This window comes from Pseudomonas sp. LBUM1655, assembly GCF_059716085.1.
In genome coordinates this window covers 2,761,774-2,777,274 of record NZ_CP166801.1, presented here as the reverse complement: position 1 = coordinate 2,777,274, position 15,501 = coordinate 2,761,774, and the positions used below count along the sequence as shown (strand labels likewise).

16 protein-coding genes and 2 pseudogenes are annotated in these 15,501 nt (G+C 56.8%); 12 read left to right on the top strand and 6 right to left on the bottom strand.

The annotated features are described in order from the left end of the window. Positions 1-44: 44 nt before the first annotated feature. A complete protein-coding gene (locus ACA074_RS12460; protein ID WP_497679130.1) occupies positions 45-1,052 on the bottom strand; it encodes a zinc-binding alcohol dehydrogenase family protein in 1,008 nt (335 codons plus the stop codon). A 110-nt stretch (positions 1,053-1,162) separates the two neighbouring features. Between ACA074_RS12460 and ACA074_RS12455 the strand changes: the two genes are divergently transcribed. From ACA074_RS12455 to ACA074_RS12445, 3 genes are all read left to right on the top strand, one after another. Continuing rightward, positions 1,163-2,053 (top strand): LysR family transcriptional regulator, encoded by an 891-nt coding sequence (locus ACA074_RS12455; protein WP_497679129.1) that lies wholly within the window; start codon positions 1,163-1,165, stop codon positions 2,051-2,053. Between the two features lie 180 nt (positions 2,054-2,233). Next, on the top strand, positions 2,234-2,755 hold the full coding sequence (locus ACA074_RS12450) for a hypothetical protein (RefSeq protein ID WP_497679128.1): 522 nt from the start codon (positions 2,234-2,236) through the stop codon (positions 2,753-2,755). Between the two features lie 283 nt (positions 2,756-3,038). Further along, positions 3,039-3,254: a PLD nuclease N-terminal domain-containing protein gene (locus ACA074_RS12445; RefSeq protein ID WP_187678691.1), complete on the top strand. Its 216-nt coding sequence runs from the start codon at positions 3,039-3,041 to the stop codon at positions 3,252-3,254. Here the strand turns inward: ACA074_RS12445 and ACA074_RS12440 are convergent. Next, positions 3,251-3,382 (bottom strand): annotated as a pseudogene (locus tag ACA074_RS12440) (DNA methylase); the annotation flags it as partial. The gene ACA074_RS12445 and the pseudogene ACA074_RS12440 sit on opposite strands and share 4 nt — an antisense overlap. A 133-nt stretch (positions 3,383-3,515) precedes the next feature. Between ACA074_RS12440 and ACA074_RS12435 the strand changes: the two are divergent. The 5 genes and pseudogenes from ACA074_RS12435 to ACA074_RS12415 form a co-directional block, all read left to right on the top strand. Beyond that, a pseudogene (locus ACA074_RS12435) lies at positions 3,516-3,668 on the top strand (FAD-binding oxidoreductase); the annotation flags it as partial. A 305-nt stretch (positions 3,669-3,973) separates the two neighbouring features. Then, entirely contained in the window at positions 3,974-4,459 is a 486-nt protein-coding gene (locus ACA074_RS12430; protein ID WP_497679127.1) for a GNAT family N-acetyltransferase, read from the top strand. 79 nt (positions 4,460-4,538) lie between these two features. Further along, on the top strand, positions 4,539-5,447 hold the full coding sequence (locus tag ACA074_RS12425; protein WP_497679126.1) for an alpha/beta fold hydrolase: 909 nt from the start codon (positions 4,539-4,541) through the stop codon (positions 5,445-5,447). 120 nt (positions 5,448-5,567) lie between these two features. After that, complete coding sequence (locus ACA074_RS12420; protein WP_401265141.1) at positions 5,568-5,729, top strand: DUF2986 domain-containing protein; 162 nt, start codon at positions 5,568-5,570, stop codon at positions 5,727-5,729. Positions 5,730-5,759: 30 nt separating this feature from the next. Next, the gene (locus ACA074_RS12415; RefSeq protein WP_497679125.1) at positions 5,760-6,215 is read left to right on the top strand and encodes a VOC family protein; all 456 of its coding nucleotides are present in this window, start codon (positions 5,760-5,762) and stop codon (positions 6,213-6,215) included. 44 nt (positions 6,216-6,259) lie between these two features. Here the strand turns inward: ACA074_RS12415 and ACA074_RS12410 are convergent, their stop codons facing one another. Together ACA074_RS12410 and ACA074_RS12405 are read right to left on the bottom strand one after the other, a co-directional pair. Beyond that, the gene (locus ACA074_RS12410; RefSeq protein WP_497679124.1) at positions 6,260-6,976 is read right to left on the bottom strand and encodes a class I SAM-dependent methyltransferase; all 717 of its coding nucleotides are present in this window, start codon (positions 6,974-6,976) and stop codon (positions 6,260-6,262) included. 336 nt (positions 6,977-7,312) lie between these two features. Beyond that, entirely contained in the window at positions 7,313-8,212 is a 900-nt protein-coding gene (locus tag ACA074_RS12405; RefSeq protein ID WP_123450222.1) for a LysR substrate-binding domain-containing protein, read from the bottom strand. A gap of 140 nt (positions 8,213-8,352) precedes the next feature. Between ACA074_RS12405 and phnA the strand changes: the two genes are divergently transcribed. The 4 genes from phnA (at position 8,353) to ACA074_RS12385 (ending at position 12,844) form a co-directional block, all read left to right on the top strand. Beyond that, positions 8,353-9,576: a phosphonoacetate hydrolase gene (gene phnA, locus ACA074_RS12400; protein WP_123450221.1), complete on the top strand. Its 1,224-nt coding sequence runs from the start codon at positions 8,353-8,355 to the stop codon at positions 9,574-9,576. 96 nt (positions 9,577-9,672) lie between these two features. Continuing rightward, positions 9,673-10,959, top strand: a complete 1,287-nt coding sequence (locus tag ACA074_RS12395) for an MFS transporter (protein ID WP_497679123.1) — start codon at positions 9,673-9,675, stop codon at positions 10,957-10,959. A 59-nt stretch (positions 10,960-11,018) separates the two neighbouring features. Then, entirely contained in the window at positions 11,019-11,891 is an 873-nt protein-coding gene (locus tag ACA074_RS12390; protein ID WP_123450217.1) for a phosphonopyruvate hydrolase, read from the top strand. Positions 11,892-12,223: 332 nt separating this feature from the next. After that, positions 12,224-12,844 carry a tyrosine-type recombinase/integrase gene (locus tag ACA074_RS12385; RefSeq protein ID WP_497679122.1) on the top strand — a complete coding sequence of 207 codons (621 nt, stop codon included), beginning with the start codon at positions 12,224-12,226 and terminating at the stop codon, positions 12,842-12,844. A 387-nt stretch (positions 12,845-13,231) separates the two neighbouring features. Here the strand turns inward: ACA074_RS12385 and ACA074_RS12380 are convergent, their stop codons facing one another. Both ACA074_RS12380 and ACA074_RS12375 read right to left on the bottom strand, forming a co-directional pair. Next, positions 13,232-14,350, bottom strand: a complete 1,119-nt coding sequence (locus ACA074_RS12380; RefSeq protein ID WP_497679121.1) for an agmatine deiminase family protein — start codon at positions 14,348-14,350, stop codon at positions 13,232-13,234. A gap of 47 nt (positions 14,351-14,397) precedes the next feature. Then, complete coding sequence (locus tag ACA074_RS12375; RefSeq protein WP_497679120.1) at positions 14,398-15,501, bottom strand: extracellular solute-binding protein; 1,104 nt, start codon at positions 15,499-15,501, stop codon at positions 14,398-14,400.

Below are 15,501 nucleotides of genomic sequence, written 5' to 3'. Positions count from 1 at the left end.
GGGCGGCTTCGAAGCCCCCCTATGAATGTCTGGGACGGCGCTGATCAGAACCCTTCGAGGACAATTTTTCCCCGGGCTTTGCCGCTCTCGACCAAAGCATGGGCACGTCGCATGTTCGCTGCGTTGATCGCGCCGAAATGCTCACCCACGGTGGTCTGCAAAACGCCCTGATCAATCAGGCCCGAGATCCGGTCAAGCAAGTGATGCTGCTCGATCATGTCCGAGGTTTCGTACAGCGAACGGGTGAACATCAGTTCCCAATGCAGCGACAGCGACTTGCGCTTGAGCGGCATCACATCAAGACGCTCGGGATCGTCGATCACGCCCAGACGCCCTTGCGGCTTGAGGACTTCAATCAGTTGTAAAAAGTGTTGCTCGGTGTGGGTCAGACTGGCGACATAGTCGACTTCGGCAAGGCCCAGCGCCTGCAACTGACTGAGCATCGGCTGGCGATGATCGATGACGTGGTGCGCGCCCAATTGCTTCACCCAATCCGCCGTTTCCGGACGTGACGCCGTGCCAATCACCGTAAGGCGGGTCAACTGCCGGGCCAGTTGCACCAGCATCGAACCCACGCCGCCAGCCGCTCCCGTGATCAACAGGCACTCGCCCTCCCCTGAACCCTCAACGACGCCGAGCCGCTCAAACAACAACTCCCAGGCAGTGATCGAGGTCAGTGGCAACGCGGCAGCCGCGCCTGCGCTCAAGGATTGTGGTTTGTGCCCGACAATCCGCTCATCCACCACATGCAATTCGCTGTAGGTGCCGGCGCGGGCAATCGAGCCGGCGTAGAACACTTCATCACCGGGTTGAAACAGCGTCACGTCAGAACCGACCTCGCGGACGATACCTGCCGCATCCCAGCCGAGGATTTTCGGTTCTTTGGTGAAAGTGCCTGCCCGCACCTTGGTATCGACCGGATTGACTGAAACCGCCCGCACTTCGACCAGCAGATCCCGTGGGCCGGGCACTGGCGCAGGCATCTCGATGTCCTGCAATGACTGTGGATCTTCAATGGGTAGGGCGTGCTGGGTGAAGGTGATGGCTTTCATGGAAACTCGCTGTCTGAAGGGCTGATACGTTGATATGCCGCCATCTTCGACTTCCCACGGACAAAGAAAAACCTGCAGAATGCGCCAACACTTTCACTGCAGGAGTGAAAATGATCCGCATCGATGATCTTGGTTTGTTCATCCGCAGCGCAGCGCTGGGCAGCTTTACCGCCGCGGCGCTGGAGACTGATCTGTTGCCCGGTCAGGTCGCTGCTGCCATCAAACGCCTGGAGCGCGAGCTGGACGTTCGTCTGTTCGCGCGCACTACGCGCAGCCTGAGGTTGACCGCCGAGGGCGAGCAATACCTGCCCACTGCGCACGCCGTGCTGGAGGCGTTGAAGCAAGGCAAGGAAAACCTGCGGGGTGAAAACGCCACGCTACGCGGCGTGCTGCAAGTCACCGCGCCTTCTGACTTGGGGCGCAATATTTTGCTGCCGTGGTTAACCGCATTCCGTCGTCAGCATCCGGAACTTACCCTGCGCTTTGTCCTGTCGGACCAAATGGCCGATCTGTTCCGCGATCCGGTGGATGTCGCCATTCGGTATGGCTCGAACGAAGACGCCAACTACGTGGCACTGCCTCTCGCGCCCTGGAACCACAGAGTGCTGGTGGCCTCCCCGGACTACGTGCAACGTCACGGGCAGCCAGCAACCCCCGATGAATTGTTGCAGCATGCGTGCCTGCTCTATCTGCAGGCGGGCCGGGTCTACGACAAATGGTGCCTGGGCAGGCAAACGATTCAAGTCTGCGGCCCGCTGTTCAGCGACGACGCCGATGTGGTTCGGCGCTGGGCACTGGACGGTGAAGGTATCGCTTACAAATCGTGGCTGGATGTCAGCGCCGATGTGAGCGCAGGTCGTCTGCTTGTGCTCCTGCCGGACTATCCCGGCGAAGCCTCGCCGTTGAGCCTGGTATGCCCGCATCGCAAGCAGATTACCCCTGCGGTATCGCAACTCTATAGCTGGTTGAGCAACCAGTTTTCCTGCATGGCGCGAATTTGAACGCAAGACCGTTCCAGGACTTCTCTTTTCACCTCTGGCACATTGACACTCATGGGCTATCCTTCGCTGACGGCCATCGCACAGAACGTTGCATTATCATGTCCAGGGAAGGCCAATGTTGTAGGGGTGCAAGACAACACAAACTTGCAACTTCAACCTTTAGTGCAGCGGAGAAGCAAAATGCCGTTAATCACTGATGTCGCTAACGCGATCCGTAAAGATGAGCCAAAAAATCTGTTTTGCGTTGTCGAGTTTGGTGATCACGGCAACGTATTCGTTTTTTCATCTGGCAAAGGATGGCGACCACGGGGTTCAAATATAGAGTTTTTTCGCGGTAACGAACTGGTCAACTTCTTTGATGACAATAACAAGTCGGATGGGGAAGAAAGAATGGTGAATTACTTTGACTCCATCTATAAATCACACGGAAACTCGACTCAGCACATCACCATGATTACGGCTGCCAGCCCGTGTTCTCGCGTTTGTTCCCGAGTAATCGTTGAGCTCGCTCTGCGATACAAAGAACACATAAAAACTTGGACTATCGCCTATCATGCCCCTTACCTGGGAGAAGGCCAGGATGGTTTTGCTGAAGCCATGTACACCCTGAACAGATACTGGGACGGCAAACCTCAGATTCGTGCATTCAATCTGACCGGTGTATATGTGGACACCAACACCGTTCACAGTCGGCGAGCCTGAACGCAAGTAGCAGGAATCGTATTGTTGAACACCCATCTCAGCAAATAACCTGACCTTGTTCTTTGGGTTTCCAGGTTGCGTCTTTTACATCCACCGAATGATTTGTCATCGCCTTCCCCCGTGCCGGCCCCAGCGCCGATGTCAGGCGCGCGCATTCTATTCGCCGACAGTGCCGACGGCCGTGTCGCGTTGTATTTGCGCGCAGCAACTACAGGATCTGCGCAAAATTAAATGAACCCAGCGTCACACGCGACACCTAACAGAGACCATCAGGAGGTAGCCAATGCAAATCGAAACCGTGTGGATCGTACTGGCGGCAGTTCTTCTGCTGATCGAACTTTGGGCCATCAATCGGGTGCGTAAAAGCGAGGGGAAGTCGAATAACAAGGGAGTTTGGATCGTGTTGATTGTGTTTGTGCCGCTGTTCGGGCTGATTGCCTGGGCGATCGCTGGTCCCAAACACATCAGCCAAAATACGGCATCGCATCCCGGTCGCTAAAAAAGCACCGCGCCGGCTTCACGCATAAGAATCTCGATGGTCCTCGGACCAATCCCGTCAAACTCCGCCAGGCGCTTCTCAAACGCTTGGCGGTCGGCGCTCGCCGCAACAATATTGCCGACCTTTCCCACTTACTCATGATTGAGCTTGTGGGCCAAGAAGGACATGGCGGCCGGAAATATGGCGGCGTAAATGTCTGAAGGCACCCGAGGCCCGGCTGAATATGCCGGGCTTTTTTTGCGTTAATTTCACTACCACTCACTGCCGAATATCGAGGGTGCCTACGTCTGCTCAATCCACCCGGGTATCACGCTTGAGGCGGTTGTGGGTCGTCTTGTCAGTGAAGAGATCATCGACGGCAAGGTTTGTGTAGCGCTCGATGCATGTCGGCCGGAGCGATTTCTGCAAATTTAAGCGGCGCTTGATGCAAATATCTCGATTGCGGATTTGACGTCCGCTGTGACATTCAACTGAAAGACTGAGATAACGGACTCCCCCTCGTAACGGAAGACACCTCATGTTAGAACGCAACACACTGGTACCAGAATTAATGGTCACCCAATTGGAGGCCAAGTCATGCTGGAACAAGTTGATTCGCATGCTAATCAATGGCTGACCGCTGCGCTGTCTGGACGAGCGGCCAGTCAGTTCAATCTGATGGTTCGCCATTGCCTCCCACAATTCCACTAACCTCATCACACTCAAGGACACTACCCATCATGGATGAAACCATCACTTACCGAGTCGCAACCGCCGCCGATGCACTGACCCTGTGCGAGCTGGGCCAATTGCTCAACGCGGTGCACCACGCTGCCCGCCCAGATATCTATGCCGCCGCCACCGAAGACTTTCTCCGCGACCTGCCGCACTGGTCAGGGGTTTTCGAAAAGCCGGATCAGATTGTCTTCATCGCCCACTTCGGCGATCAGGCTGCGGCTTTTATCACGGCCAATCTGTCGGCAAGCGCCGGGCCGCTGATGCAGCCGCAAAAGGTCGTTCGCATCGGATCGGTTTGCGTAGCCGAGCAGTTTTCCGGCAAAGGCATTGGTCGCGCGCTGCTCCAGCTCGTCAGAGACTGGGCGATTGAATATGACGCACAGGATTTGCGGTTGACGGTCTGGCCATTCAACGAACGCGCGGCGCGCATGTACGCCGAGTTTGGTTTTGAGAATCGTGCCGTCGAGATGGGTATGCGTCTGGCGTGAACTGACAGGTTCGGACGAAGAATTCGTCTACGCTCACTCCATCGCATCCCCTGCCATTGGCACGATTGGAGACTCCGACATGATTCGCACTCTGCTGGCCGCCCTGACTTTGCTCGCCCTCAGTCATCAGGCCCACGCTGACGTGACGCCCTTCCCTGCGGCCTTTCGGGTTCAGGAAATCCCGGTCGATGGCGCGACGATGCACGTGCGCATCGGTGGCAAAGGCCCTGCGGTGGTTCTATTGCATGGCTTCGGCGACACCGGCGACATGTGGGCGCCGATGGCGGCCGATCTGGCGCGCGACCACACAGTGGTGGTCCCGGACCTGCGAGGCATGGGTTTGTCGTCGATCCCGGAGGGCGGCTACGACAAGAAAACTCAGGCCGCTGACATTCGCGCAGTTCTGAGTGCGCTGAAGATCGAACACTCAGTGGTCATCGGTCACGACATCGGTACCATGGTCGCCTTCGCCTACGCCGCACGCTACCCCGAGCGCACCGAGCGCTTGGTGGTGATGGATGCGCCCGTCCCCGGCATCACGCCATGGAACGACATCGTGCGCTCGCCGATGCTCTGGCACTTCGACTTCGGCGGTGCCGACATGGAGCGCCTGGTGGCGGGCCGCGAACGCATCTACCTCGACCGTTTCTGGAACGAATTCGCCGGCACGCCCGCGAAGATCGATGAGGGCACCCGCCAGCATTACGCCAAACTTTACGCTCGGCCCGGCGCCATGCGCGCCGCGTTCGCCCAGTTCCGCAGCATTCGCCAGGATGCCACCGACAACGAACCCGTGTTGCAGAAACGCCTGACCATGCCGGTGCTGGCCGTGGGCGGCGAGAAGTCCTTTGGCAACAATGAGGCAATCGTCATGCGTAACGCGGCGGACAAGGTGACGGAAGTGGTGATTCCGGGGGCGGGGCACTGGCTGATGGAGGAAGCGCCGGCACCGACGATCAAGGCTGTTCGGGACTTTATCTCGATGTGAGGAAATGAGGTTGCCTGCGTCCTGCCCATGCGTCAGGATTCCATCCCTTTTGGGCCATTGGGCAAGCGACCGACACGCCCTTCGATCGTCGATATTCAACTGACAAGCCGAGTAGTCACCATGAACCGTCAGAAAAAACTGCAGCAGTTGTTCAAGGAAAAAGCCAAAAAGGCCAGCGCGAAACTCGCGCCGAAAAAGCCCAAATACATCAGCAAGGCTGATCGGGCCAAGCTGGAGGCTGAGGCGGCAACTTCGACCGGGAGCCCCGCGACCACTGATTAATCCGGACACCGCATCAGCGGGAGGCATTCAATGGATCTGAAGTTCAGTCACGTCGATGTGCTGGTCAACCATCTCGAGGACGCGTGTGCCTACTACGCGCAGATCCTCAAAGCCAATATCTCCAAAACCCAGACATGGCAACGCGGTGGCCTGCATGTGCGCTACGCCGTCGCGATGATCGGACAAGAGCGTTTCATGCTGGTGCAACCGCTTGAGGGCAATCTGAAGACGCTGCTCGATACCGTCGGCGAAGGAATGATTTACCGTCACTGCTACACCACACCGGACATCGAGAAAGCTTATGACGACCTGCTGATCGCCGGTGTGCAGCCTGAAGATGAAAATGGCAATCCATTGACACGCCGACACCTGCAATCCCCTTCCGGGACACGGATTATCTGGCTGCCGAAACGCTTCGGTCACTTCTCTATTGAAATTCTGGAAGAACAATCACTGGAAGCGTTCATTGAAACTGCGTTTGCTTGAGTGATGAACAACTCCCGGGATTGGGCGAGCGCCTCCGTCCTTTCTCAAAGCGTCTTACCTGCCAGCCACGCCCCCCAAAACAGACTGCTGAAAAACCGTTTCGCCTCACCAAATCCAGCCTCGTACAACAGCGCCTGAACCGCCGCCTCCGAATGCGGCGGATCGGCCCCCTGAAGAATCTTGCCAAGCTTGGCCTGCACCTCATCCGCACTGGCACCCTGCTGCCGCCACCGCTGCCCCCATGCCGCCAGCAATAACGGTTGGCTGGCATAAGCGTAGTGGTTGCCCGCGACGATCAGCGGCGCACCTGGTTTCAGGCGAGCCTGAATCGATTGCAGGATTGCTCGTTTGGGTTCATCGCCATTCAGATGATGGAGCACGCCGATCAACGTCGCCGCGTCGAATGACTCATCAGCCGGCAAGTCATCGACATGCCCGAGATGCACATCCGTTCTGTGCAGCAAATCATTGGCCTGCAAATGCTGCGTCGCGGCCTCCAGCATTGGCTCGGAAGGATCAACCGCCGTGAAGCGCCAGCTCGGCTCCAGCGCGGCCATCGCAATGATTTCCTGCGCTGTACCGCCAGCGCCGACGACCAGTATTTTGGCCGAGGGCGAGGCGCCGAGGCTGGCCGCCAGCATGCACGCCGCCAGATCGTGGCATGCGTCATAACCCGCCAGTGCAATGCGGCTTTGCCTGGCGTATTCGTTGGCGCGGGAGGTGTCGAATTTATCGACGGGGTTGGGGGCGGATGAGTTCAATGGGCGATTCTCCTTGTCTTTGCAGCAAGGTACGCCGTGGTGTGGGATAAGAAAAATTCAATGATTTCATGTGGTGCATTCCTGTCGGGAATGCGGAACTGGAGTCCTGGCTTACTTCTTCGAGTATCGATGGCGTCTTGATACCTGCCACTCAATCCCAGTGATCGGGTTCAGTAGCCCATGGTAAATGAAAGTGCATAAGCGTCTCTAAATCAGATATTTATAGACCTTTTCAACCGTCCGCTTTCGGCCAGAAGCAACCATTCAGCGATGACCCATTTTTATTCGTGATAGCCAGCGAGCCTTAATGGTCGCCCCGAACATCCACGACTACCATCACTGCGACTCCTCATATTGCGCACTCATTGATTGCAGCCAATCAACAAAGGCTCGCAAATAGACCGGCTTATCGGCGTCAAACGGAACCAGCGCATAGTAAGTCGGACCAAGCGAACGCAGAGTCGGGAAGGGTGTTTGCAACCGCCCGGCCGCACATTCAGCCTCCAGCGTTGGAAAGGGCCCTATGCCGAAACCAAGCCCATCGACGACTGCCTGCAACGTCACGAAGAAATGATCGAAGCGCAGGTTCCGACTCGCTCGAAGCATAGGTTGATTCGCACTTTCCATCCAAGCTTCCCAGTCACCTGGGCGGGTTTCGGTGGACAACCAGGTTTCGGCGGCCAGTTGCTCGACCCTTTCAACACCCGTGCTGGCGAGCAGTAACGGGCTCGCTATCACCGTATTCGATTCGCGAAACAAGGGTATTGCCTGAAATTGACCACCCTGCGGAATGCCCCGCCTTATGGCGACGTCGAAACTGCCGCTGAATGCCGGTTGAGTCGAGAGCACGGTCGAAACGCGCACATCCACTCCGGGGTGCGTCTCGGCGAATAGAGGCAACCGGGGAATCAACCAGCGCATGGCGACTGTTGCCGGTGCACTGACACGGATTACTTTCAGTTGTTGTTTCTTACCGTAGCGCTCGGCAGCGTCTGCGATGTGATCGAACGCGGCGCTTATTTCCCGGGCGAGGGCCCTGGCATGGGGCGACGCCACCATGCTCTGCCCATCACGCACAAACAACGGTTGACCGAGCCAGTCCTCCAGGACCGCTATCTGCCGACTCACGGCTCCGTGAGTCAGGTTCAGTTCCCGAGCCGCAGCCGAGTAACTGCCCGCCCGAGCGGCCACTTCGAAGATGCGCAACGCGTGAAGCGGCGGAAGCTTTTGCCTCATGTGTGATTCCCGTGCACAGGTACCGCTACTTTAATTCGATTGTGTGAGTAATGCGCTCAGCATACGGTGAATTGCCGGTTTCAAACAGCGCAAGTCACTCATCGCGCGGCGCACCCAACCATTGAAGGGAAGATTTATCCATGACTCAAATAATAAACGTGAACGCCCGGTCCTATCGGCTGCCTTCGGCTCCCACCATTGTTATCTGCATCGATGGGTGCGAGCAGGAATACATTAATCAAGCCATTCAAGCGGGACAGGCGCCATTTCTCGCCGAGCTTATCGGCTACGGCACAGTATTGACGGGCGATTGCGTGGTGCCGTCGTTCACCAACCCGAACAATCTATCGATCGTTACCGGCGCACCGCCATCCGTCCATGGTATTTGCGGCAACTTCTTTTTCGACCAGGAGACGCAAGAGGAGGTGTTAATGAACGACGCCAAATACCTTCGCGCGCCGACCATTCTTGCCGAGATGGCCAAAGCGGGCCAACTCGTCGCCGTGGTGACCGCAAAGGACAAATTGCGCAACCTGCTTGGGCATCAACTGAAGGGGATCTGTTTCTCCGCTGAAAAAGCCGATCAGGTGAACCTGAAGGAACACGGTGTCGAGAACATCCTGGCAAGAGTTGGTATGCCCGTGCCTTCAGTTTACAGCGCGGAACTTTCCGAGTTCGTGTTTGCCGCCGGGCTCTCATTGCTGACAAACGAACGCCCTGACTTCATGTACCTGTCCACTACCGATTATGTACAGCACAAACATGCACCGGGCACGCCAGAAGCCAATGCGTTTTACGCAATGATGGACAGCTACTTCAAGCGTTATCACGAGCACGGCGCGGTTGTGGCGATCACGGCGGATCACGGCATGAATGCCAAGACCGATTCGGTCGGCCGCCCCAACATCCTGTTTTTGCAAGACCTTCTAGACGTCCAGTACGGTGCGCAGCGGACACGTGTTTTGCTGCCGATCACTGACCCGTACGTGGTGCATCACGGTGCGCTGGGGTCTTACGCTACCGTGTACTTGCGCGATGCGGTACCGCAACGCGATGCCATCGACTTTCTCGCCGGCATCGCTGGTGTCGAGGCAGTCTTGACGCGTTCCCAGGCATGCCAGCGTTTCGAACTGCCCGAGGATCGAATCGGCGATCTGGTGGTACTCGGTGAGCGGCTGACGGTCCTTGGAAGCGCTGCCGATAAACATGATTTGTCCGGATTGACGGTGCCCTTGCGTTCCCACGGCGGTGTGTCCGAGCAGAAAGTGCCACTGATGTTCAACCGCAAATTGGTCGGGCTCGATAACCCTGGTCGTCTGCGCAATTTCGACATTATCGATCTCGCGCTCAACCATCTCGCTTAAACCAAAACAAATACAGCGCAGCGAAGACTGCGCACCCTCGCTTAATCCAAAAACTGGTCAGCGCAGCGCAAAGCTGCGCGCCACGCGGAGAAAGGCATGACTATAAAAACCGCTGATAGCCTGCAATACAAAGCGACATTGCCAATATCCACCTTTGATCAATACAAATGGCGCGCACTGATAGGCGTGACGTTCTGCTATCTCTTCTACTACACCGGTCGCCAGACCCTGGGCTTCGCCATCCCCGGTATCCAGCATGATTACGGTTTGTCGAAGTACGAAATTGGCTGGATCAGCGCAACGATGTTGTGGTGCTATGCCGCCGGCCAGTTCATCAACGGCAATCTGGGCGATAAGCTCGGTGGCAAGCGAATGATGATCGCCGGCGCGCTTCTCTCGCTGGCGGCAAATTGGGTGTTTAGTTTTGGCCACTCATTCTGGTTCTTCCTGCTCGCTTGGGGGGCGAACGGCTATTTTCAGTCCATGGGTTTTGCCCCCGGCAGCCGTTTACTGTCGAACTGGTGGGGGCATCAACATCGCGGATTTGTGTACGGTGTGTACGTTGGGTTCTCTGGGTTTTCCTCTGTTCTCGCTTATGTTCTGCCTCTTGCCATTCTGGGCGTGATGCAACTGGACTGGATCTGGATTTTCAGACTGGCGCCACTCTCCATGCTATTGGGCGTGGTGGTGCTGTGGCTTTTTGTCTCTGAGCGCCCCGAGGACAAAAAACTCCGCGCCCTTGAACACGCCAATGATGTTCCACCGTTAGCAATTGAGGATGATTTAACCAGTGCGCAGCGCTATGCAATAGTGCTGCGCAACTGGCGACTTTATATCGCTGGTTTTGCAATCGGTTTTCAGAATGCTGCGCGCTACGCGTTAGTGGTCTGGGTGCCCGTGCATTTTCTTGGTCTGGACTGGAAGACGTCGGCAACGTTTATTGATCCGAAGTGGATTACGGTCGCGCTACCTGTAGGGATGGCACTTGGTGCCCTATCGAACAGTTGGATTTCAGATGTTGTGTTTCAGGGAAGGCGTTATCTGGCGATCGTCTCGTACATGGTCCTTGCATCCGCAACTGCGATTATCATCATGTTCGTACCGCACGGAAGCATGGTCGCAATAGGCTTACTTTTCCTTTGTGGATTTTTTGTCTTTGGGCCCGCATCGTCGTTTTGGGCACTCTGCCCGGACATCTTTGGACGTCACGTTGCGGGAACTGCGACGGGCGTACTCAATACCATGTCCTATATATGCGCTGGCATTGGTGAGCCGGTCATTGGCCACATGATCGATTCAACCGGTAATACGTCGATTATTTTTCCGACTGTAGCGGGACTTTGTGCGGCGAGCGCGATGTTGTCGTTATTGATCAGACGCTGACAACTTAAGTGTGCGGATCGTAACCTTTACCGCAACCCATTTTTTGTCGAGCTCTAGCCATGACAAAGAATCAAAAGCTTCGTAGTGCGCTTGCCAATGGCGAGCTGTTCACGGCAATGGCCGCTCATAACCCTCTGACCGCCAAGCTAGTGGAGGAAGCTGGTTTTTCAGGCATTTGGGGTAGCGGCTTTGAGCTGTCTGCAAGTTATGCCGTGCCCGATGCCAACATCCTGTCGGCGGGCACGCATCTGGAAATGATGAGAGCCATCGCGTCTGTCGTTTCCATTCCACTGATCGCCGATATCGATACCGGATTCGGAAACGCCATCAACGTCAGCTATGTCGTACCGCAGTACGAGGCAGCGGGTGCGTCCGCGATCGTCATGGAAGATAAGACCTTTCCCAAGGACACGAGCCTGCGTGCTGATGGCCGCCAGGAGCTGGTCCGAATAGAAGAATTTCAGGGCAAAGTAGCTGCGGCAACAAACGCTCGTCGCGATAAAGACTTTGTGGTGATCGCCCGCACCGAAGCACTGATTGCAGGTCAGGGCCAGGTGCAGGCCATCCAGCGAGCCGAAGCTTATGCAGAGGCTGGCGCCGACGCGATCCTGATCCACTCAAAACAAAAAATACCTGATGAGGTCCTTGAGTTTATTGATGCATGGAACGGCAGCGTGCCGTTGGTATTGGTGCCCACGACTTACCCTCAACTGACCGAGGCGGATATCGCTGCGTTGGGTAAGGTTGGTATTGTGATTTACGGGAACCACGCAATCAGAGCAGCGGTGTGGGCGATGCGCACGGTGTTTGCAACGATCAGGGCCGAAGGAGGTATAGCCAATGCTGAAATGTCTTTGCCGTCAGTCAAAGACATTATTGCTTTGCAAGGTGATGCGAATATGCGCGAGCTGGAAGCGAAGTATTTAAGATAAGGTCACGTTGGGCTAGCCTTCTGCGCCGATGTGACTCTGGTACGAGGTGCATGGCGAAGGGGCGCAAGCGCATCTGGCACCTGTGCTATGCGCGATTGGTCGGCGCCCATGGGTAAGCTAGTAGTTTGGAGGATGAGTCGCCAATTCGATCGATCGGCAGAATGGGCTAGCCAGCATCTGCTTCCGCCACACAGATAATAGTTCGGAACGAGTAAATCAACGTAGTGAAACTGCCCAGTTTTTATAGACACTTTTAAGTGTCCGCTTTTGGCCGGTTAGCGACCCTTTCTCTGGTCAGCCATCCTTGTCCTTCGACACGTGGAGGACTCGTCATGAACATCTTCGCTACCTGCAGCCGCCAGCCTTGGAACAAAGGAAAACTGGTCGGGCAGAAAGCTCCACTCAGACTGAGAGATATCTGGGCCATCCGGGTAAGGCTTCAAATTGCAGAACGAACCCGTGATCTTGCGCTCTTCGATCTGGCCATCGACAGCAAGCTTCGGGCCTGCGACTTAACCAAGCTTCGTGTGCGTGACGTCGCCCATGGCGAGCACGTATCACCACGCGCCATCGTGATGCAGCAGAAAACGCTGCGGCCAGTGCAGTTCGAGATCACCGAACAAACACGGTTTGCTATCGCGGCCTGGATACAACAGGCCCAACTCCGGAGCGAGGACTGCCTTTTTCCGAGCCAGCTGCATACCTCAGACCATCTATCAACACGTCAATACGCACGTATCGTCAAAGGCTGGATGGAAGCAATTGGCCTTGATCCAGCTATGTATGGCACTCACACAATGAGGCGTACGAAGGCATCGCTGATCTATCGCAGGACGAAGAATCTGCGAGCGGTTCAACTGCTGCTTGGCCATACGAAGCTGGAGAGCACCGTTCGATATCTGGGAATTGAAGTCGACGACGCCCTAGAGATGGCGGAACAGACCGAGGTTTGAATATGCATAGCGACGGTCGAGCCCTGACCGTCGCTAACCGGCCAAAAGCGGAAGTTCCGGAACGAGTGTTTCCCGCCATCACCGAACACTCGGAAGCGACCGCTAATGGCCAAAAAAAAGGTCATCCAGAATCGATTTTTTGTATGACGCTTATTCCATCGCTACGCGTCCGCTCATGTCTTTGTGGTTAAATCTTGGGGCTTCCCAATACTCAATAAAAATAGTGATGGGTTGTCCTTACCGCAACAAACAGGATGTCAACCGCTCTCTTTAACCGACGCGAAACCAGACAGAGCCAAGCACAAGCCAATACTGCAAACATGGCTTCCTGCGTACCTAAGCTGTTTTGGGCTTCCGCGTTTCCGGTTGGCAAAGCGGTGGCCCTATCTAGGCTGGTTGATGACTGGTCACACAGTGAATCCCGCCACCACCGGCGGCGATGGCATCAATGTTGAGCTGTACCACCTCGCGGTTCGGATAGAGTTTTTTCAGCAGGTCGTAGGCCTTCTTGTCTCCGTCCTTGTCGCCAAACTCCGGGGCAATCACCGCGCCGTTGATCACGAAATAGTTGATGTAACCGGCCGCGAAGTCGTCGTTGTCCTTGTTGAACTTAGTCTTGCGCGGTTTCAGCGGTGGCGACACGGTGTGGATCTGCAACGGGCGACCATCGGCGTCGGTGGCCTTTTTCAGGATTTCCAGGTGCGCCAGGGTGACCTTGTTGTCATAGGAGCGCGGGTCGGTGTCGAGGTTGGCGATCACCACGCCGGGTGTGACAAAGCGCGCGTAGAAATCGACGTGGGCGTCGGTGATGTCCTTGCCCTTGATGCCCGGCAGCCAGATAATCTTGCGCAAACCGAGACGTGCCTTCAGCTCAGCCTCGACGTCAGCTTTGCTCCAGCCGGGGTTGCGGTTTTCGTTGATCCAGCAGCTTTCGGTCATGATCCCGGTGCCGTGGCCATCGACTTCGATGCCGCCGCCCTCGCCCACCAGTTCACTGCGGATGTACGTCGCTTGCGCATCTTGCGCCACGCGTTGGGCGATTTTCGCGTCTTTCGAATGCTGCTGCTTGTTGCCCCAACCACTGAAATTGAAGTCCACCGCGCCGAGGCCGCTTTTGTCATCGATGACGAAATTGGCGCTGATGTCGCGCATCCAGATGTCGTCGAGGTTGGCGATCTGGTAGGTGATGTTAGACGTGCCGCAAATCTCTTCGGCCAAGCTGCGTTCGCCGCTGCGGCAGTAGATGGTCAGCGGCTCGTAACGGGCGATGGCACGGGCGATCCGGCCCAGCGCTTCCTGGACGTCTTCGGTGAAGTCTTCCCAGATCGCGTCCTGCGCGCCGAAGGCCATGTAGGCGCGTTCGTGCTTGTCGCCCTCGTCGGGCATGAACCAGCGGCCCTCGCTGGCCGCCAGCACCCGCGCCGGTGACAGGCCGAGGCCCATGACGGCAGCGCCTACGCCGGCGGCGACTGTAACCTGTTTGATGAACTCGCGACGAGTTGGCATGTGTGACTTCCTGATGTGTAAGGGGGCTGCCGAAGCAGCCCGGAAAATCACTTTGCAGTGGCGGTCTTGAACTTTGTCCAGGTGCGCATGCGGGCGCGCATGTCGGCCTGGGGAATATCCTTGCCCGGTATCAGACGAGCATAGGTCGCTTCGTCGAGGTAGATGTCCGGGTTGTTGCGCATCGCCTCGTCCACGCTTGGCCGGGCCTTGGCGTTGGAGGTCGGGTAACCGGTGAAATTGCTGATCGCGGCCATGTTCTCCGGGCGCATCACGAAGTTGATGAATTCGTAGGCGTATTCCGGGTGTTTGGCATCGACCGGAATGGCCATGGTGTCCATCCACACCGTGGTGCCTTCGCGCGGCACGCGGTACTGGAAGCGGGTCTGCTTGCCGGCGCTGTCCGAGGTGCGCTGGGCCTGGGTCATGTCGCCGCTGTAGCCGAGGGACAGGCACAGGTTGCCGTTGACCAGATCGGTCACCGGTTGCGACTGGAACTTGCGGATGTACGGCCGCATCTTCATCAGTAGATCACTAGCCGCTGCCAGATCCGCAGGTTTGGCGCTGCGCGGGTCGCGGCCGAGAAAGTTGAGCACCACGGCCAGCACTTCGTCCGGCGAGTCGATCATCGAAATGCCGCAATCGGCGAATTTGGCCGCCAATTCCGGTTTGAACAGCATTTCGAGGCTGTTGACCGGGGCGTCGGCCATGCGCTGTTTGATCTGCTCGGCGTTGTAGGTCAGGCCGATGGTGCCCCAGGTGTACGGCACCGTGGCCTTGTTCGAATGCTCGTAATGGCTGCGCAGTTTTTGCAGGCCTGGTTCGATGTCGTTCATCGCCGTGATCTTCGAAGGATCCAACGGCAACAGGCTGCCGGCGCGCATCAGGCGTTCGGCCACAGTGTCGCCGGGGAAGATCAGGTCGTAGCCGCTGCCACCGGACAGCATCTTGGCTTCCAGGGTTTCGCTGCCGTCCATCACGTCGTAGATCACCTTGATCCCGGTTTCGGCGGTGAATTTGGTCAACGTGTCTTCCGCGAAATAATCCGCCCAGTTGTACAGCCGCAAGGTCTTGTCTTCGGCGTGCACGACCGGTAGCAGACCGGCCAGCGCCAGGCCCAGAGCGCCCAGCAACCACTTGTGTGAGGTAGGCAT